The following is a 17,348-nucleotide window of genomic DNA, read 5'->3' as shown; positions in this document are numbered from 1 at the left end:
ATGATGGACCTTCTTGCCGATCCCACCGTCTGGGCCAGCTTCCTCACCCTGACCCTGATGGAGATCGTGCTCGGCATCGACAACGTCGTCTTCGTCTCGATCATCGCCAACCGCCTGCCGGAGCATCAGCGGGCCACGGGGCGCACGATCGGGTTGGCCGGCGCCCTGGTCATGCGCATCGCCCTGCTCTTCGCCATCACCTGGGTCATCGGCCTGACGGCGGTGGCCTTCACGGCATTCGGCGCGGAGCTCTCCTGGCGCGACCTGATCCTGATGGCCGGCGGCGCCTTCCTGCTGGCGAAGGCGACCCTGGAGATCCACAAGTCCGTCGAGGGCGACGAGGAGGACCAGGGGCCGAAGGCGGCGATCTCGGCCGGCTTCACCAGCGTGATCCTGCAGATCATGGCGCTCGACATGGTGTTCAGCGTCGACTCGATCCTGACCGCCATCGGCATGGTCGAGCATATCGAGGTGATGATCGCTGCGGTGATCGTGTCCATCATCGTGATGATGGCGGCGGCGGGCGTGATCTCCGAGTTCATCCACAAGCATCCGACGGCCAAGATGCTGGCCCTGTCGTTCCTGATGCTGATCGGCGTGGCCTTGGTGGCCGACGGCCTGAACTTCCACATCCCGCGCGGCTATCTCTACGCGGCGATCGGCTTCGCCGTCGCCGTCGAGGCGCTCAACCAATTGGCGCGCCGAAACCGCCGGAAGGATCAGACTTTAAAAACGTAAAGCGGGCACGCCTCACGTTCTAGAAGAACGTCCATTCCCCCGTCAGGTCGTGGATCCGCAGCAGCGCGACCGCATACGCGACCGCCACGGCGACCGCCGCAGCGGTCCCGATGGCAGGCATACCGCCGCCTTCAAGGATCTCCCAACCCAACGCCACCAGGGCCAGTGGCGCCCCCAACCATGTCGCGATCCGCAGCCGTCTGCGGGCTACGATCTCGGCGTGGCGGCGGCGCGCAAACACTCTCCGTTTCACCGCTTCAGCCTTTCGATCTGAAACAAAAATTTCTATTGCACATTACAGAAAGAACGCCTAAGTTAGAAGTGCTTTCGGATCGGGGCACGTCCCCCTCTCCCCACCTGATGCCCGGTTCGGACAGCGAGTAACAGAGGGCCTGGAGATTAGTCTCCAGGCCTTCACTCGTTTTACGATTATTTTCAGGCCTTTAGAACAGTCTCTCCGGGCGCTTCGCAGGGCCGGACCGGCGCTCTTTCAGCCGGCCAAATGGCCTCCGCGGTGCGCCTTGCGACGCCGGTCCGGAGATCGGCCGCACAATTTTTTCGCTCGGTCGCCCCGAAACACCACCCGAAAACACCACCCGAGCGGCCGGGGAGCGATGCCTGACCCGGCCGGACGAATGTGCTAAGGCCTGGGACGTCCAATACACCTCAAGGAGGCAATCGTGAGTCTGTCCGTCTATCTGTCCGGCGAGATCCACACCGACTGGCGCGATGTCATCGAGAAGGGCGCGCGCGCCGCCGGCCTGGATGTCGACTTCTCCGCCCCGGTCACCGATCACGAGGCCAGCGACGACTGCGGCGTGGCGATCCTGGGCGCCGAGGAGACCGGCTTCTGGAAGGACCACAAGGGCGCGAAGCTGAACGCCATCCGCACCCGCACCCTGATAGAGCAGGCCGACGTGGTCGTCGTGCGCTTCGGCGAGAAGTACAAGCAGTGGAACGCCGCCTTCGACGCCGGATACGCGGCAGCGCTCGGCACGCCCCTGGTGGTGCTGCACGCCCCCGAACACACCCACGCGCTCAAGGAGGTCGACGGTGCCGCCCTGGCGGTCGCCGAGAAGCCCGAGCAGGTGGTCGATATCCTGCGCTACGTGCTCACCGGCAAGCTGCCGGGGTGAGTCGCTGAACGGCATTTCTCGTGCACTCCCCGGATTTGTTCCGGGGTCCACGCGTCCTCCTTGTCGGAAGGGGAAACCCTAGCGTAGGCCCCGGAACAAGTCCGGGGAGTGAGCTTACTTTTCTGGAAATTAACCCGTTCTGGAAATCAGCCCGGGATCAGCATCGCGGCCAGGACCGCATTGAACACCAGGCTGCCGATCACCAGGCCGACGGACACGCCGTAGCCGACATCCAGCGACAGCCGGATGATCTGCGCCCGCAGCCAGAGCGCGCCGCCGAAGGACGCGACGGTCAGCACCTTGCCGAGCGACCCGGGCAGCGCGCCGGTGGACTCCAGGGCGATGGCGACGAACTGGACGACCACCACGGGCAGGGACGACCAGAATTCCGGGATCATGTAGTCGTAGTAGCGCTCCGACCGGTCCAGCGCCGGCAGAACGTAATGTGCGGCCAGCGCATAGCCGTACCAGGCGATCACCACGGTGAAGCCGACCAGGGCCAGCAGGCCCAGGGAGAATGGCGCGTCGGTCGTGCTCGCCTGGATCACATAGATCAGCAGGTTCAGCGGCAGCACCGCCCCCAGCACCCAGCAGGAGCGCCAGAACCCGGCCTCGCCGCTGCCGAAATAGGTGAGCCCGCCCCGGTCGCCGAGCAGCAGCCGCCACGTTCCGTAGACGGAGGCCGCGACCTCCGACTGGCTGGGGATCGGCGGCAGCGCCATGGCCTAGCGACCCAGCGCCCGATCCAGGACGGCCGCATAGATGTCGGTCAGCGTCCGGATATCGGCGACGGCGACATGCTCGTCCACCTTGTGCATGGTCTGGCCCACGAGACCGAACTCGACGACGGGGCAAAGCCGCTTGATGAAGCGGGCATCGGAGGTCCCGCCGGTAGTGCTGAGTTCCGGCCGCCGGCCGGTGACCGCGAAGGTGGCCTCCGAGATCAGATCGGACAGCGCCCCCGGCTCGGTGACGAAGCTTTCGCCCGAGCATTCGGTCGTCATCTCGTAGCGAACGCCCTTCTGATCGAAGCTGCCCCGGAACATCTGCTCCAGCGATTCCGAGGAATGGGCGTCGTTGAAACGGACGTTGAAGGTGGCGCGCGCCTCCGCCGGAATCACGTTGTTGGCCGGGTTCCCAACGTCGATCGTGGTCACCGACATCGTGGTCGGCGGGAAATGGGCCGTGCCCTCGTCCAGGGTGCCGTGGGCGAAGGGTTCCAGCAGGCGGATCAGCCCGTGTACCGGGTTCTCCGCCAGATGCGGATAGGCGACGTGGCCCTGGGTTCCGTGCACCGTGATATGGCCGGTGAAGGAGCCGCGGCGGCCGATCTTCATCATGTCGCCCATGGCGGTCGGATTGGTCGGCTCGCCGACGATACACATGTCGGGGATCTCGCCGTTGGCCTCCATCCAGTCCAGCACCTTGGTGGTGCCGTTGACAGCGGGACCTTCCTCGTCGCCGGTGATCAGCAGGCTGATCGAACCCTTGGCCTCACCGGAGGAGAGATAGCGGTCGACCGCGGCGACGAAGGCGGCGATGCCGCCCTTCATGTCGGCAGCTCCCCGGCCCCAGAGCCGGTCGTCGGCGATGGTCCCGTCGAACGGACCCTTGGTCCAGGCGCCCGCGTCGCCGACCGGCACCACGTCGGTATGGCCGGCAAAGCAGAGATGCGGCGCCTCGGTGCCGTAGCGGGCATAGAGGTTGTCGATCGCCGGGGTCCCCTCCGCCTCGAACCGCAGCCGGTGGCAGGTGAAGCCCATCGGCTCCAATAGCGACTGCAGCAGGTCGAGGGCGCCGCCCTCTTCCGGGGTGACGCTGGGGCAGCGGATCAGGTCCGCGGCGACCTCGACCGGGTCGAGACGCGCCGCCGACGATGCGCCGGCCGTTGCTGAGCCGGCCTGGGGGGACGCCGACATCTCGCCCTCCTCGCCGATCAGTCGCGCAGCAGCTCGTTGATGGAGGTCTTCGATCGGGTCTGGGCATCGACCGTCTTGACGATCACCGCGCAGGACAGGGACGGGCCCGGCGTGCCGTCCGGCAGCGGCTTGCCCGGCATGGAGCCCGGCACCACGACGGAGAAGGCCGGGACCCGGCCCATATGCACCTCACCGGTCTCGCGGTTGATGATGCGGGTCGACTTGGAGATGAACACGCCCATGGAGAGCACCGCACCCTCCTCGACGATCACGCCCTCGACAACCTCGCTGCGGGCGCCGATGAAGCAGTTGTCCTCGATGATCACCGGATCGGCCTGCAGCGGCTCCAGCACGCCGCCGATACCGACACCACCGGAGAGGTGCACGTTCTTGCCGATCTGGGCGCAGGAGCCGACCGTGGCCCAGGTGTCGACCATGGTACCCTTGTCCACATAGGCGCCCAGGTTCACGAAGCTCGGCATCAGCACCACGCCCGGCGCGATATAGGCGGAGCGGCGCACGACGCAGTTCGGCACGGCGCGGAAGCCGGCCTCGCGGAACCGGTTCTCGCCCCAGCCGGCGAACTTGGACGGGACCTTGTCCCACCACACAGAGGGGCCGCGCTCCGGATCCTCGGGACCGCCCGGCACCACCTGCATGTCGTTCAGCCGGAAGGACAGCAGCACCGCCTTCTTGGCCCACTGATTGACCTTCCACTGGTGATTGCCCTCGGGCTGGGCGGTCCGGATCGAGCCGTTGTCCAGCCCATCCAGCGCCGCTTCGACGGCGTCGCGCACCTCGCCCTTGGTGGAGACGTTGATGCTGTCTCGGTTTTCCCAGGCGGCGTCGATGACGGTTTGAAGATCAGAGGTCATGGGGTCTCGGCTCTTGTCGAAAGGTCGGAATTCCGCAGGTCCGCGGCACAATGGCGGGGGCCCGGAAGGCTGTCAACGCAGTGGGTGTGACGACTGTGCGTCGGATTCTACGACGGTGCGCAGGAAGCTGATCACATCCTCCGCCACATGATGCACATGGGGCTGATCGGCACCGTCGGTGGCCCAGTCGAAATCGCTCTTCAGCCAGACCGTGGTCATGCCGAGATCGGCGGCCGGCTTCAGGTTCTTGGCCATGTCCTCGACCATCGCGGTGCGCGTGGGATCGATGTCCAGCAGCCTGATCAGCTTGTCGTAGGGCACCGGATCCGGCTTCGGCGAATAGTCGGAGGCGACGATGTCGTAGACATGGTCGAAGTGGTGATCCACGCCCAGCCGCTTCGCCACCCGCTCGAAATGGCCGACCGAGCCGTTGGTGTAGATCACCTTGCGCCCCGGCAGCCGGGTCAGCAGGTCGTCCAGCTCGGGGGTCGGGTCGATGATGCTGACATCGATGTCGTGCACGAACTCCAGGAAGGGCAGCGGGTCGACCCCATGCTCCGTCATCAGCCCGCGCAGGGTGGTGCCGTGGCGGCGGAACAGGTCGCGCTGCAGCTCGCGCGCCGGCTCATGCTCCAGCCCGAACCGGTCCTTGATGAACTCGGTCATGCGGGCGGAGACCTGGACGAACAAGTTGGAGCGCGCCGGATACAGCGTGTTGTCGAGATCGAAGATCCAGCAGTCGATGGTCTTGGCGAGCATGCGGCATCCTGGGCAACGGGTCGGGATCTGGACAATAGCCACCGCGAGCGGGGCCGTCACCGCCTGGAGGGCGGCCCCAGGACCAACCGCCACCGCTCCCCTTCCCCCAGGCAAACGAAAACTTTCGATAAATGCACTAGACCCACACACACAGATCGGACATGACCATATTTCAGTCGCGTGCAGATTTGCCGATGATTGGATAGGATCCGGGTATGGGCGAAGCGGGGGAAACGATCGGCGAGGCGCAGGACGAGATCCTGGTGGCCCGGATGGTGTCGACCGGTCCTTTCGCCCTGGCCGACGGCCCGGCGATCCTGGTCGGCGCCGACGGAGCCGTCCGCGCCCGCAACATGGCCGGGGCGGATCTCGCCCGCCGGCTTCCCGAACTTGACGATATCGGCTCCCTGATCGCCGAGGCGCGGCATGCCGGTCGCGGGATCTCCGCGGTGATCGAGCAGCGCGAGGCCGAGGCGTCGGCCCCGAACGCCACCAGTTTCTCCGCCATGCCCGTGGGCGATGACGGTGCCGTGCTGCTGATCGGCCGTGATGTCTCGGTCGACCGCAACCTGCGCTCCGCCCTGGTCGATTCGCGGCAGCGCTACCGCGACCTGGTGGAGATCTCCGCGGATCTCGCCTGGGAGACCGACGCCCAGGGCCGCTTCGCCTTCGTCTCGCCCCATGGCGGCTTCGGTTGGGCGGCGTCCGATCTGATCGGCCGGCGCGCCGACGGCTTCCTGGTGACGCCGCCGGGCGTGACCGTCGACAGCCCGTTCCAGACCCGCGAGGCGCGCCAGGAAATGGAGATCACCTTCCGCCGGGCCGATGGCGGCGAGGCACGGCTGGAGACCGCCGCCGCCCCGCTCTTCGCCCCCGACGGAAGCTGGGCCGGGGCTCGTGGCGTGTGCCGCGACGTGACCGACGACCGGCTGCGCGACATGGAACTGGCCCGGGCCGGGGCCCGCCAGCGGCTGACCGCCCATATCATGCAGGCGATCCGCGACGAGACCGATCCGGACAAGATGCTGTCGCTCGCGGCCGAGGCGGTGTTCCGCGGCGGCAATGCCGACGGCTGCTCGGTCTTCCGGATCCTGCCCGGCGCCGGCATGCGGCTTGCCGCCGCCGTTGGCGTGCCGGTCCCCGACGCCATCGTGGAGGAGATGCGCGAGCGCATCGCGCTCAGCCGCGAGCCGGCGGTCGAAGCCTATGACATCGGCGCCGCGCTCGCCCACCAGCTCTCGCACCACCACGAGATCAACGGCGCCGTGATGCTCTGGCGCGTCGGGGAGACCGCCGACTGGAGCGACGACGACGCCCGGCTGATCGCCGACCTGTCCGACCAGCTCGGCATCGCCCTGCACCAGGCCGCCGCCCACCAGCATCTGGAGCGGCTGTCGACCACCGACGCCATGACCGGGCTGCTGAACCGGCGCGCCTTCGACGACGCCATCACGCGGCGGCTGGGCGCCGGCGGCGGGGTGCCCGGCACGCTGACCTATGTCGATCTGGACAACTTCAAGAAGGTCAACGACACCAAGGGCCACCAGGTCGGGGACCAGGCGCTGATCCACCTGTCCGACATCCTCAAGCGCCAGGCCAAGCCGGGCGACCTGATCGCCCGGCTTGGCGGCGACGAGTTCGCGCTTTGGATGGACGGCGTCTCAGAACAAGATGCGCCCGCCCGTGCAGAGTGGATCTTGGAGACCGGCAAGGAACTGCTGCAGTATTCGGGGTCGCCGGATTATCCTGTGGGCCTGTCCATCGGCATGGCGGTCTATCGGCCCGGCTCCGGCGAGAGCCGCGAGCGGCTGATCGAACGGGCCGATGCGGTGATGTACGAAATCAAGCATGGCGGCAAAGGTTGGTATCGGATCGCACCCGCCGCCGATGCCCAGAAAACCGCCGAAACGCCTGGGTGAGACCGTGACTAAGCCGACACCGCGCCGCCGCTCCGACGACCAGACATCGGACAAGCAGACTCTGGCCCAGGCGATGGAGATCGCCCGGACCGGGTCGACACCGCAGCGCTGCGCCCTCGCCGCGCGCACCGACGTGCCGCCGGAGCTGCTGTTCTTCCTGGCCGAGGATACCGACCCGGCGGTGCGCCGGGTGGTCGCCGCCAACATCAACACGCCGCGCCAGGCCGACGACTTCCTGGCCCAGGACGACGACGAGGCCGTGCGCTGTGCGGTGGCCGAGAAGATCGGTGTCCTGGCGCCCGAGGTGGTGGACGAGCGCCGGGGGGCGCAACGCCAGCTCACGATCAACATGCTGGAGGCCCTGGCGCTCGACGCCGCGGTCAAGGTGCGCGCCCGGCTAGCGGAATCGATCAAGGACGTGGACAGTGCGCCGCCGGAGGTGGTCACCGGCGTGATCGAGGTGTTGGCCCGCGACGCCGCCATCGAGGTCGCCGGCCCGGTGCTGGAGCATTCCAGCCTGCTGAGCGACGACTTCCTGGTCGAAATTATCAGCGCGCCGTCCCACAGCGGGTCGGTCAGCGCGATCTCGCGGCGCCAGGGTGTCTCGTCCAAGGTCACCGACGCGATCGCCACCAGCGGCGACGACGCGGCGATCGCCGTGCTGCTCGGGAACGAGTCGGCGCAGATCCGCGAAGAGACCCTGGACCGGCTGATCGAAGGTGCGCCGTCGAAGCCGAGCTGGCACGCGCCCCTGGTCGCGCGGCCGAAGCTGGCCGGCCGGCAGATCGGCAAGCTGTCGGAATTCGTCGCCCATGCCCTGGTCGAACAGCTCTCCAAGCGCTCCGACCTGGACCCGGAGACCTCCAAGCACCTGCAGTCGGTCATGGCCCAGCGGCTGGAGGAGAGCGGCGGTCAGGCCCAGGGAACCGGGCTGTCGGAGGACGACCTGGCCCAGGCCGTGGCCTCGGGGCGGCGCGCCAAGGTGATCTCGTCGCTCGCGGCACGCACCGGCTACAAGGAGCCGATCGTTCATTCGATCCTGAATTCCGGGAGCGCCAAGGCGGTCACGGCCCTGTCCTGGAAGGCCGGGCTCAGCATGGGCTTCGCCGAGCAGCTCCAGCAGCGCCTCGCCTATATCGCCGACCGGGACATGCTGCGCGGCCAGCGCGGCAGCTATCCGATCAGCGAGGAGGACATGCTCTGGCAGCTCGGGATGTTCGACGGCGGCCAGACGGGCTGACCGCCGTCCCGCGTCCGACCCGGCTCAGCCCCGTCGGATCCAGGTGCCCATGCCGTGGCTGGTGAACAGCTCCAGCAGCACGCCGTGCTGCACGCGCCCGTCGATGATCACCGCCCCTTCGGCGCCGCCCTCGACCGCCTCGATGCAGGTCTCGATCTTCGGAATCATGCCGCCTGAGATCGTGCCGTCGGCGATCAGCTCGCGGGCCTGGGGCACGGTCAGTTCCGGGATCAGGCGCCGGTCCTTGTCCAGCACCCCTTCCACGTCGGTCAGCAGCATGAAGCGGCTGGCATCCACCGCGGCCGCCACCGCGCCGGCGGCGGTGTCGGCGTTGATGTTGTAGGTCTCGCCGGCCGCACCCAGCCCGATCGGGGCGACCACCGGGATCAGGTCCTGGGACACCAGCGACTTCAGCAGGGTGCCGTCCACCTTGGTCGGTTCGCCGACGAAGCCCAGGTCGAGCACCTTCTCGATGTTGCTGTCGGGATCGACCTTGGTGCGGCGCAGCTTCTCCGCCCGGATCAGTCCGCCATCCTTGCCCGACAGGCCGATGGCCCGGCCGCCGGCCTGGTTGATCGCCGCGACGATGCCTTTGTTGATCGCGCCGGACAGCACCATCTCGACGATCTCGACGGTGGCCTGGTCGGTGACGCGCAGCCCGTCTATGAACTCGCTCTTGATGGCGAGCCGTTCCAGCATCTTGCCGATCTGCGGGCCGCCGCCATGCACCACAACCGGGTTCATGCCGACCTGCTGCAGCAGGACCATGTCGGCGGCGAACTTGAGCGCCAGATCGTCGTCGCCCATGGCATGGCCGCCATACTTGATGACGACGGTCTTGCCGGAATAGCGGCGCATGTAGGGAAGCGCCTCGGTCAGAATGCCCGCCTTCGACAGCCATTCGGCCCGCCGCTTGAGGTCGATCGGCTTGCTGGTCATGGCGCTCCTTCCCTCCACTAGAAAACCGGCCTGCGGTTATAGAGCGCTGCGCCCGTCAGGCAAAGCGCCGCTGTTAACCGGTTGAGGATCGGTTGGAACGCGCGCGGGCGACAACGGGGAAAATTCGGCAGGAGCCCTAAGCGGGATTGGCGAAACGGGCCAGTTCGACCCGCAGCTCCGGGATGCCGGCGCCGGTCTCACTGCTGGTCGCCACCACAACCGGATGGGCCGCCGGGCGCCGGGACAGCGCCTTGGTGGTCTTGTCGATCATTGCGGCGAGCTCGGCCGGCTTCACCTTGTCGGCCTTGGTCAGCACCACCTGGTAGGACAGGGCGGCCCGGTCCAGCAGGTCCATGGCCTCGGTGTCCAGCTCCTTCAGGCCGTGGCGGCCGTCGATCAGCATGCTGACCCGCTGCAGGGTCGGCCGGCCGCGCAGATAGGCGAACAGCGTGTCGGTCCAGATCGCCTGCTTGGCCTTGGAGACTTTAGCGTAGCCGTAGCCCGGCAGGTCGACCAGCATCAGCCGGCCGCCTAGGTCGAAGAAGATGACCTCCTGGGTGCGGCCCGGCGTGTTCGAGGTGCGCGCCAGGGTCTTGCGGCCGGTCAGGGCGTTGACCAGGCTCGACTTGCCGACGTTGGAGCGGCCGACGAACGCGACCTCGGGCAAGGTCTCCGGCGGGAGCTGCGGGATCGTCGCCGAGGCGGCGACGAACCGGCATTCCTGGGCGAACAGCACCCGTGCCGCCTCCAGCTCCGCCGGGGACGGCGCGTCGGGGTCTTCCTGGGCGGGTCCGCTGGTCACGACAGGGCGTTCTTCACGCCCATGCGCCGCATGATCACCCACTGCTGCAGGATCGACAGCAGGTTGTTCCAGGTCCAGTAGATCACCAGGCCGGCGGCGAAGCTGGACAGCAGGAAGGTGAAGAGCAGCGGCAGGAACATGAAGACCTTGGCCTGGACCGGGTCGGCCGGCTGCGGGTTCAGGCGCTGCTGCAGGTACATGGTCAGGCCCATCAGCACCGGCCAGGCTCCGATCATCAGCATGGTCGGGGGATCCCAGGGGATCAGGCCGAACAGGTTGAAGATGGAGGTCGGGTCGGGCGCCGACAGGTCGCGGATCCAGCCGTAGAACGGCGCGTGCCGCATCTCGATGCTGACGAACAGCACCTTGTACAGCGAGAAGAACACAGGGATCTGTACCAGGATCGGCAGACAGCCGGCGGCGGGATTGACTTTCTCCCGCTTGTACATCGCCATCATCTCCTCGTTGAGACGCTGGCGGTCGTCGCCGTATTTCTCGCGCATCTCCTGCAGCTTGGGCGTCAGCTCCTTCATCTTGGCCATGGACTTGTAGGACTTGTTGGCCAGCGGGAAGAAGATCAGCTTGATGACCACGGTCAGCGCCAGGATCGCCAAGCCGAAATTGCCCAGGATGCCGTGCAGCCAGGTCAGCACCAGGAAGAACGGCTTGGTCAGGAAGTAGAACCAGCCGAAATCGATCGCCAGGTCGAAGCTCGGTGCGCCGATCTGCTCCTCGTACTTGTCCAGCAGGTCGAGGCGCTTGGCGCCGGCGAAGAAATGCGAGGTGTTGGTGATCTCGCCACCCGCGGCCACCGAGGTGGCGCCGCCCAGATAGTCGACCTGGAAGCGGTCGTTCTGGTTGCGCATGGAGTGGCGGAACTTGTAGCTCCACTGGCTGCCCTGATCCGGGATGAGGGCCGCCAGCCAGTACTTGTCGGTGATGCCGATCCAACCGCCCTGGGAGGCTGCCTCCTGGTCGCCGTCCTCCTGCAGGTCGCTGTAGTCGACCTCCTTGAGGGTGTCGTCGAACACGCCCAGCGGGCCTTCGTGCAGGATGTAGAAGCCGGTCGTCTCCGGCAGGCCGCCGCGACTGATCAGGCCGTAGGGGAACAGCTCCTGAGCGGTGTCGCTGCCGTTCGTCACCGTGTCGGTGATGGTGAACATGTAGCCGTCATCGACGGCGATGCTGCGCTTGAAGGTCAGGCCCTGGGGGCTGGTCCAGGTCAGGTTGACCGGGGAGCCGGGCGTCAGCTCGGTCGCGTCGGCCTCCCACTCGGTCTTCGGCCCGGGCAGCACGACGTAGGAGCCCGGAGCGGCAACCCAGCCGAACTCGGCGTAGTACGGCCGCACGTAGTTGGTCGGCTCCAGCAGATGGATGAAGTCGCTGTTCGGGTCCAGGGTCACCCGGTAGTCGTCGAGCACGACATCATCGATGCGCGCGCCGACCAGGGAGATCGATCCGTCGATGGTCGGGGTCTTGATCTCGATGCGCGGGGTCGCGGCAAGCGCGGTCGCGCGGTCGGTCTGGCCGCCGGGAACGATGGCCGGCGCCGGCGAGGTGCCGGAATCCGAGGGCGGGACCGGCGCGTCGGAACCCACGCCCGGGGTCGGGTCGGCGCCCTGTTCTATCGCCTGCTGCGACGGGGCGGTCGGGGTCCACCCGAACTCCGCGGCTAGGAACTGAAAACCGATCAGGATCACCACGGAGAGGGCGATCGCTAGGATCATGTTCTTCTGGTCGCTCATAGAACGCTTCCGTCGGTACTGGCGCGGGCGGTGCGGGCGCGGGTCTTGGCCGCCGGGTAGGCGGTCATGGTCCGGGGGTCGCTCGCGGCGAGCGGCGGCACCGGATCGTAGCCGGCACCTCCCCAGGGATTGCATCTGGCGAAGCGTCTAAGGGCTAGGAGGCCGCCGCGCAAGACCCCGTGTGTCTGAACGGCCTCCACCGCGTAGGCCGAGCAGCTCGGCGCGTAGCGGCACGAGCCCGCGAAGAACGGCGACAGGGCGTAGCGGTAGACATAGACCGGCGTCAGGGCGAGGGTCCGCGCGACCCTGCGGAGCGGACCGGGAGCCATCACCGGGCCTTCTTCTCGATGCGGTCGAGCGCGCCGGCCAGATCCGTCAGAAGGTCGTCATAGGGCCGGCCCGCGGTGGCCGCGCGGGCGATGAGCACGTAATCGTGACCGGGACGGGCGCGAGGGGCGAGCACATCGTTGACCGCGGCCCGCAGGCGGCGGCGCGACCGGTTGCGGGCCACGGCATTGCCGACCTTGCGGCTGGCGGTATAGCCGACGCGGGCGGGAGCTTCGTCCTCGCGGACCCGCATCTGCAGGACGAGGCCGGGGGCGACCACCTTGCGCGCACGCGCAACGGCCAGGAAATCCTTCCTGGCCGGCAGTATCTCTAGCTTGGCGGAGCCCGACGCGCGCATGCCGTCACTCTCCGGCCCGGGTGGCGCAGATCGCGAGGATCTACGCGGACAGGCGCTTGCGGCCCTTCGCCCGGCGGGCGCGGATCACGTTGCGACCGCCGACCGTGGCCATGCGGGAGCGAAAGCCGTGGCGGCGCTTGCGGACGAGAACGCTCGGTTGATAAGTGCGCTTCACGGGAAGCCTCCGTCACGTCGACTGATTGATGCTCGATATAGCGAGCGCGGGTGTATATAGGCTGCTCACCCACCTGTCAACGACCCGCCCCGCGCTTCCCACCGCCATGGCCGATTTCTCCCTCGACCTGACGACCGCGCCCAAGGCCGACGACCTGGCCGTCCTGAAGGCCGGCATGCGGCGTTACGAACTCTCCCGTCTGCCGGGCCTGCCCGACGAGTCCGAAGACGTGCCCGCGGCGGTTTTCGCCCGGACGGGGGACGGCACGGTGATCGGCGGTGCCCAGGGCAATGTGTACTGGAACGGCGTGGAGGTCGAACTGCTCTGGGTCGCCGAGACCCACCGGCGCCTCGGCATCGCGCGCGACCTGATGACGCGGCTCGAGGACTTCGCCCGCGGCCACGGCGCGGTGATCGCCTATCTGCGCACTGTCGACGCGCGGCCGTTCTACGAGCGGATCGGCTACGAGGTCTATGGCGTGCTGGAGGACCGGCCGATCGGAACCGTGCTGTACCACATGAAGAAACGGCTGGATGGCGGATGACCCTTCGACACGCCCCGGACCAAGTCCGGGGCTGCTCAGGATTAGGTCAGTGGGATTTTTTTGACCTCGCCCTGAGCAGGAGCGCAGCGACGTGTCGAAGGGCCGGCATTCCCATGCCCCTCACCGGGATGACGTGGGGAGAAGATGGAGGTGGCAGGTCTTACCCCACCTCCATCGGCAGCTTCTCGTCGGTCACCCATTCCGACAGGGACGCGTCGTACAGCGCCACGTTCTGCTTCCCCAGCCGGGTCAGCCAGTAAGCGGTGACAGAGGCCGCGATGCCGCCCCCGCAATAGGGCACCACCCGGGCCGCCTCCATCGCCCCCGCCGCGCGCAGGGCGGCCTCGATTTCCGCCGCCGGCAGGAACGCGTTCGTCTGCGGGTCGAGCAGCGTCGCCGAGGGCACGTTGGTGGAGCCGGCGATCCTTCCCGGCCGGCCGTAATGCGCGCCCTCGCCCTTGTGCTGCGCCGCCGACAGGGCGTTGACGATGCACACCCCGGGATCGCCGACCGCCGCCAGCACGCCGTCGCGCCCGACCACCAGCTCCGGGCGCGGGTGCGGGGTCAGGGTCGCCGGCGGCAGGGTCACCGCCCCGCTCTCCACCGGCCGGCCCTCGGCCCGCCATTTCTTCAACCCGCCATCCAGCACGGCCGCGTTGTCGAAGCCGGCGACCCGCAGCATCCACCAGAATCGCGTCGCCCATTGCGGGCTGTCGGCGGCGTAGAGCACCACCGCCATGCCGTCGCCGATGCCATGGGCGCCGAACACCTCCGCCAAGCGCTCCGGGCTCGGCATGGTGAAGCGGAACCGGCCGGCCGGATCGGAGAAGTCGCCCGTCAGGTCCAGGAACCCGGCGCCGGGAATATGCGCCTCCTCATAGGCCGCTCGGCCGCTCTCGGCCCGCAGGGTGGTCTTGGGATCGGGCACCAGGAAGCAGGTGCAGTCGAACACCCGGACCCGCCCCTCCGCCATGGCATCGGCCAGCCAGCCGGTCGACACCAGGCTGTCCGGTAACTCGTAAGCGCTTGATCCGGCCATGCTTCGCGTGCTCCCCTGAAACTCTCCGGCAGCGTCTCTCGCGCCGCCTCCCACCGGACTGTACCGGATGCCCTCCGTCGCACAAATCCGTGCCGCCTTCGATGCCGTGCCCCGCAATGTACAGGGCATGTTCTGGATCGTCCTCTCCGGACTGATCTTCTCCAGCTTCATGGCGCTGGTGCGGCTGGTCGGCACCACCATGGACCCGATCCAGGTCTCGTTCCTGCGCTACGGCTTCGGCCTGCTGTTCCTGACCCCCTTCTTCCTGCGGGTCACCGCCGTCGACCTGCGGGCCATGCAGTGGAAGCTGCATCTGGGCCGCGGGTTGATGCACGGCACCGGCGTCATGCTCTGGTTCTACGCCATGTCGCGGATCCCGCTGGCGGAGGTGACGGCGATCGGCTTCACCGCCCCGGTCTTCGCCACGGTCGGGGCCGCCCTGTTCCTGGGCGAGCGGATCCGGCTGCCGCGCATCACCGCCGTCGTCGTCGGCCTGATGGGGGCGCTGATCATCGTGCGGCCGGGCTTCACCGACGTCGATCCGGGGGCGATCGCCATGCTGATCGCCGCGCCGCTCTTCGCCTTCTCCGACCTGGTCGCCAAGGCGCTGACCCGCAAGGAATCCGGTCCGGCGGTGGTGGCCTATCTGTCGGTCATCGTCACCCTGGTGACCCTGGGGCCGGCGATCTCCGTGTGGGAATGGCCGACCGCTGAGGAATGGGGGCTGCTCGTCGTCATCGCCGGCCTCGCCACCATCGGCCACCTGGCCATGGTCCAGGGCTTCAAGGTCGGCGAGATCTCAGCCATCGCGCCGGCCCGCTACGTCCAGCTCCTCTGGTCGGCGCTGATCGGCTTCGCCCTGTTCTCCGAGGTACCGGAGGTCTGGACCTGGGTCGGGGCGGCGATCATCGTCGCTGCCGCGATCTACATCGCCCGGCGTGAGGCAGCCGCGCGCGAGCGCGGCCGTCAGACCGTCGCCCCCGCCCAGTCGAGCTCCACGAATACCGGATAGTGGTCGGACGCGGTGCTGTCGCCGATCCAGCTCCGCACCACCGAGCCGGCGAGGTCGGGCGTCGCCACCAGATGGTCGATCTTGTAGCCCGTCTCGCGGGTGTAGAAGGTCGAGGCCACCAGCGGGTCGTGACCGGCGGCGACGAAGGTGTCGACCAGCTGGCCGGCGCGCCGCAGCCGTCCGCGATGGGGGTCCATCTCGCCGCAGACCAGGGCGATCTCCCGGGAGTCCGCGGTGCAGTTGAAGTCCCCGCCCAGGATCACCGTCGCCGGCAGCGGCACGTCGACCGCATCGCCGCTCCAGGCCTGGGGGAACGGCCCGTCGGCCGGAAGCGCGTCGGTCTGGGCCTCCCGGATGAAGCGCATCAGCACCTCCACCTGGGGCAGGCGCTGGCCGGCGGAGATATGGGAGAGATGGACCGAATAGGCGCGGATCGGCCCGGCCGGGGTCTGGCAGATCCCCTCCACCACGCAGCGCTGCACGTCCATGGTCTCCGGCAGGGCGTGCTTGGGCAGAAGCTGGGTGCGCGAGGACAGGATCGGCCAGCGGCTGGCGATCATGTTGCCGAAGGTGCGCCGGCGGTTGACCACCTTGCCGTCCACCACGGTGCTGGCGTCGCTGTCGAAGGTGGAGCCGAACACGACATAGCGGTTCAGGCGCGCCGCCAGTTCCGCCACCTGGTCCTCGCCGTCGTTGCGCGTCCAGTTCTGGGTGACCTCCTGAAACAGGATGATGTCCGCCTCGGCGACCGCGTCGGCGATCCGGGCGATGTCGTACCGGCCGTCCTGACCGAGCGCGTACTGGATGTTGTAGGTGGCGACGACGAGGCGCATCGGAGGGTCCTTGGTCAGTGGATCGGAAGGGACGGTAGGCAGGAGGGGCCGCCACTATGGCGCGGGGCTGTGACGGCAGTGTGAACCTCTTCGCCTCTTGCCGGAACGGGTCGGTGAGGACAATTCCCTTACCATGATCCGATCCGCCCTCGCCCTGTTCAGCCTTCTCCTTCTCGCCGGCTGTTATCTCTCGCGCTCGGCCGACCTGCCGGACGAGCTGGTGCGCACCTGGCAGGGGGCGACCGTGGTCGTCCCATTCTCCTCGGCCGATCCCGCCATGTCCGACATCACGGGCGACATGTCCGAGGTGGAACCGCTGCTCCAGTCGGCCCGGCTGGCCCCAACCCTGCCGGTGGTGATCTTCCTGCACGGCTGCAATGGGCTGCATCGGGGGTACCGGGTCGACCTGGAGTTCCTGCGCGACCTCGGCTACGCGGTGATCGCGCCGGACAGCTTCTCGCGCGCCTACAAGCCGACGAGCTGCGACTGGCGGTCCAAATCCGCCGGCTCCCATCCCGGCGTGATCGGCTTCCGGCTGGCAGAGGCGGAGTACGCGGTGCAACAGGTACAGCGCTTCCCCTGGGTGGATTCCGACCGGATCATCCTGATGGGCCAGAGCGAGGGCGGGATGACGACCGCCAATTACCCCGGCGACGACGTGGCCGCCCGGGTGATCCTGGGCTGGACCTGCCAGATCCCCTGGCCGCCGCTCTGGGGCATCAAGGGGGAGGACGAGATCCCGGTGCTCTCCGTCGTCAGCGCCGAGGACCGCTGGTTCGACCGCTGGTTCCTGCGCGGCGACTGCGGCGAGGACATGGACGGCTTCGCCGATGCGGAATCCGTGGTGATCGACGGCGGCACCCACCACGTGCTCCGCCGCTCCGAGGCGCAGGAGGCGGTGGCGGGCTTCCTCACCCGCGTGGTGCCGTCCCCGAAGCTGAAGCGGCTGGCGCAGGACTGAGGGGCGAAGAGAGGAGCCCCGCTCCCA

20 protein-coding genes are annotated in these 17,348 nt (G+C 68.0%); 7 read left to right on the top strand and 13 right to left on the bottom strand.

Annotated features, from left to right (window positions below; all coding sequences use genetic code 11):
• Complete coding sequence (locus ACOQOP_RS21265; protein WP_420563819.1) at positions 1-738, top strand: TerC family protein; 738 nt, start codon at positions 1-3, stop codon at positions 736-738.
• A gap of 19 nt (positions 739-757) precedes the next feature.
• Here ACOQOP_RS21265 and ACOQOP_RS21260 read toward each other — a convergent pair whose 3' ends face one another.
• On the bottom strand, positions 758-979 hold the full coding sequence (locus tag ACOQOP_RS21260; protein ID WP_420563818.1) for a hypothetical protein: 222 nt from the start codon (positions 977-979) through the stop codon (positions 758-760).
• Between the two features lie 439 nt (positions 980-1,418).
• On the opposite strand from ACOQOP_RS21260, the gene ACOQOP_RS21255 reads away from it, so the two are divergent.
• Positions 1,419-1,874: a YtoQ family protein gene (locus ACOQOP_RS21255; protein WP_420563817.1), complete on the top strand. Its 456-nt coding sequence runs from the start codon at positions 1,419-1,421 to the stop codon at positions 1,872-1,874.
• A 146-nt stretch (positions 1,875-2,020) separates the two neighbouring features.
• Here the strand turns inward: ACOQOP_RS21255 and ACOQOP_RS21250 are convergent, their stop codons facing one another.
• The 4 genes from ACOQOP_RS21250 to ACOQOP_RS21235 form a co-directional block, all read right to left on the bottom strand.
• Positions 2,021-2,596, bottom strand: a complete 576-nt coding sequence (locus ACOQOP_RS21250; RefSeq protein ID WP_420563816.1) for a hypothetical protein — start codon at positions 2,594-2,596, stop codon at positions 2,021-2,023.
• A gap of 3 nt (positions 2,597-2,599) precedes the next feature.
• Positions 2,600-3,793 (bottom strand): succinyl-diaminopimelate desuccinylase, encoded by a 1,194-nt coding sequence (dapE, locus tag ACOQOP_RS21245; protein WP_420563815.1) that lies wholly within the window; start codon positions 3,791-3,793, stop codon positions 2,600-2,602.
• Positions 3,794-3,810: 17 nt separating this feature from the next.
• Positions 3,811-4,668 (bottom strand): 2,3,4,5-tetrahydropyridine-2,6-dicarboxylate N-succinyltransferase, encoded by an 858-nt coding sequence (gene dapD, locus ACOQOP_RS21240; RefSeq protein WP_420563814.1) that lies wholly within the window; start codon positions 4,666-4,668, stop codon positions 3,811-3,813.
• Between the two features lie 72 nt (positions 4,669-4,740).
• Complete coding sequence (locus tag ACOQOP_RS21235) at positions 4,741-5,427, bottom strand: pyrimidine 5'-nucleotidase (protein WP_420563813.1); 687 nt, start codon at positions 5,425-5,427, stop codon at positions 4,741-4,743.
• A 215-nt stretch (positions 5,428-5,642) separates the two neighbouring features.
• Here ACOQOP_RS21235 and ACOQOP_RS21230 point away from each other — a divergent pair, with 215 nt between their 5' ends.
• On the top strand, positions 5,643-7,346 hold the full coding sequence (locus ACOQOP_RS21230) for a sensor domain-containing diguanylate cyclase (protein WP_420563812.1): 1,704 nt from the start codon (positions 5,643-5,645) through the stop codon (positions 7,344-7,346).
• A 4-nt stretch (positions 7,347-7,350) separates the two neighbouring features.
• Positions 7,351-8,586, top strand: a complete 1,236-nt coding sequence (locus ACOQOP_RS21225; RefSeq protein WP_420563811.1) for a DUF2336 domain-containing protein — start codon at positions 7,351-7,353, stop codon at positions 8,584-8,586.
• A 24-nt stretch (positions 8,587-8,610) separates the two neighbouring features.
• Here ACOQOP_RS21225 and argB read toward each other — a convergent pair whose 3' ends face one another.
• The 6 genes from argB to rpmH form a co-directional block, all read right to left on the bottom strand.
• A complete protein-coding gene (argB, locus tag ACOQOP_RS21220) occupies positions 8,611-9,525 on the bottom strand; it encodes an acetylglutamate kinase (RefSeq protein ID WP_420563810.1) in 915 nt (304 codons plus the stop codon).
• Positions 9,526-9,661: 136 nt separating this feature from the next.
• Positions 9,662-10,327 (bottom strand): ribosome biogenesis GTP-binding protein YihA/YsxC, encoded by a 666-nt coding sequence (yihA, locus tag ACOQOP_RS21215; protein ID WP_420563809.1) that lies wholly within the window; start codon positions 10,325-10,327, stop codon positions 9,662-9,664.
• A complete protein-coding gene (gene yidC / locus ACOQOP_RS21210) occupies positions 10,324-12,072 on the bottom strand; it encodes a membrane protein insertase YidC (protein ID WP_420563808.1) in 1,749 nt (582 codons plus the stop codon). Before yidC ends, yihA begins: the two co-directional genes overlap by 4 nt.
• Positions 12,069-12,401 carry a membrane protein insertion efficiency factor YidD gene (yidD, locus tag ACOQOP_RS21205; RefSeq protein ID WP_420563807.1) on the bottom strand — a complete coding sequence of 111 codons (333 nt, stop codon included), beginning with the start codon at positions 12,399-12,401 and terminating at the stop codon, positions 12,069-12,071. The genes yidC and yidD overlap by 4 nt, the downstream gene beginning before the upstream one ends.
• On the bottom strand, positions 12,401-12,757 hold the full coding sequence (gene rnpA / locus ACOQOP_RS21200) for a ribonuclease P protein component (RefSeq protein WP_420563806.1): 357 nt from the start codon (positions 12,755-12,757) through the stop codon (positions 12,401-12,403). Before rnpA ends, yidD begins: the two co-directional genes overlap by 1 nt.
• Before the next feature lie 40 nt (positions 12,758-12,797).
• Positions 12,798-12,932 carry a 50S ribosomal protein L34 gene (rpmH, locus tag ACOQOP_RS21195; protein ID WP_028795650.1) on the bottom strand — a complete coding sequence of 45 codons (135 nt, stop codon included), beginning with the start codon at positions 12,930-12,932 and terminating at the stop codon, positions 12,798-12,800.
• Between the two features lie 106 nt (positions 12,933-13,038).
• On the opposite strand from rpmH, the gene ACOQOP_RS21190 reads away from it, so the two are divergent.
• On the top strand, positions 13,039-13,476 hold the full coding sequence (locus ACOQOP_RS21190) for a GNAT family N-acetyltransferase (protein WP_420563805.1): 438 nt from the start codon (positions 13,039-13,041) through the stop codon (positions 13,474-13,476).
• A gap of 160 nt (positions 13,477-13,636) precedes the next feature.
• Here ACOQOP_RS21190 and ACOQOP_RS21185 read toward each other — a convergent pair whose 3' ends face one another.
• Positions 13,637-14,515, bottom strand: a complete 879-nt coding sequence (locus ACOQOP_RS21185; RefSeq protein WP_420563804.1) for a sulfurtransferase — start codon at positions 14,513-14,515, stop codon at positions 13,637-13,639.
• Positions 14,516-14,642: 127 nt separating this feature from the next.
• Here ACOQOP_RS21185 and ACOQOP_RS21180 point away from each other — a divergent pair, with 127 nt between their 5' ends.
• The gene (locus ACOQOP_RS21180; protein WP_420563803.1) at positions 14,643-15,527 is read left to right on the top strand and encodes a DMT family transporter; all 885 of its coding nucleotides are present in this window, start codon (positions 14,643-14,645) and stop codon (positions 15,525-15,527) included.
• On the opposite strand, the gene ACOQOP_RS21175 is transcribed toward ACOQOP_RS21180, so the two are convergent.
• On the bottom strand, positions 15,482-16,360 hold the full coding sequence (locus ACOQOP_RS21175) for an endonuclease/exonuclease/phosphatase family protein (RefSeq protein ID WP_420563802.1): 879 nt from the start codon (positions 16,358-16,360) through the stop codon (positions 15,482-15,484). The two genes, ACOQOP_RS21180 and ACOQOP_RS21175, sit on opposite strands and share 46 nt — an antisense overlap.
• A gap of 133 nt (positions 16,361-16,493) precedes the next feature.
• On the opposite strand from ACOQOP_RS21175, the gene ACOQOP_RS21170 reads away from it, so the two are divergent.
• Entirely contained in the window at positions 16,494-17,321 is an 828-nt protein-coding gene (locus tag ACOQOP_RS21170; protein WP_420563801.1) for a dienelactone hydrolase family protein, read from the top strand.
• Positions 17,322-17,348: the final 27 nt, after the last annotated feature.

The sequence above is a fragment of the Thalassobaculum sp. genome (genome assembly GCF_965223715.1).
Classification (GTDB): domain Bacteria; phylum Pseudomonadota; class Alphaproteobacteria; order Thalassobaculales; family Thalassobaculaceae; genus Thalassobaculum.
The sequence above is the reverse complement of the archived record's forward strand: the minus strand, read 5'-3'. Positions and strand labels throughout refer to the sequence as shown.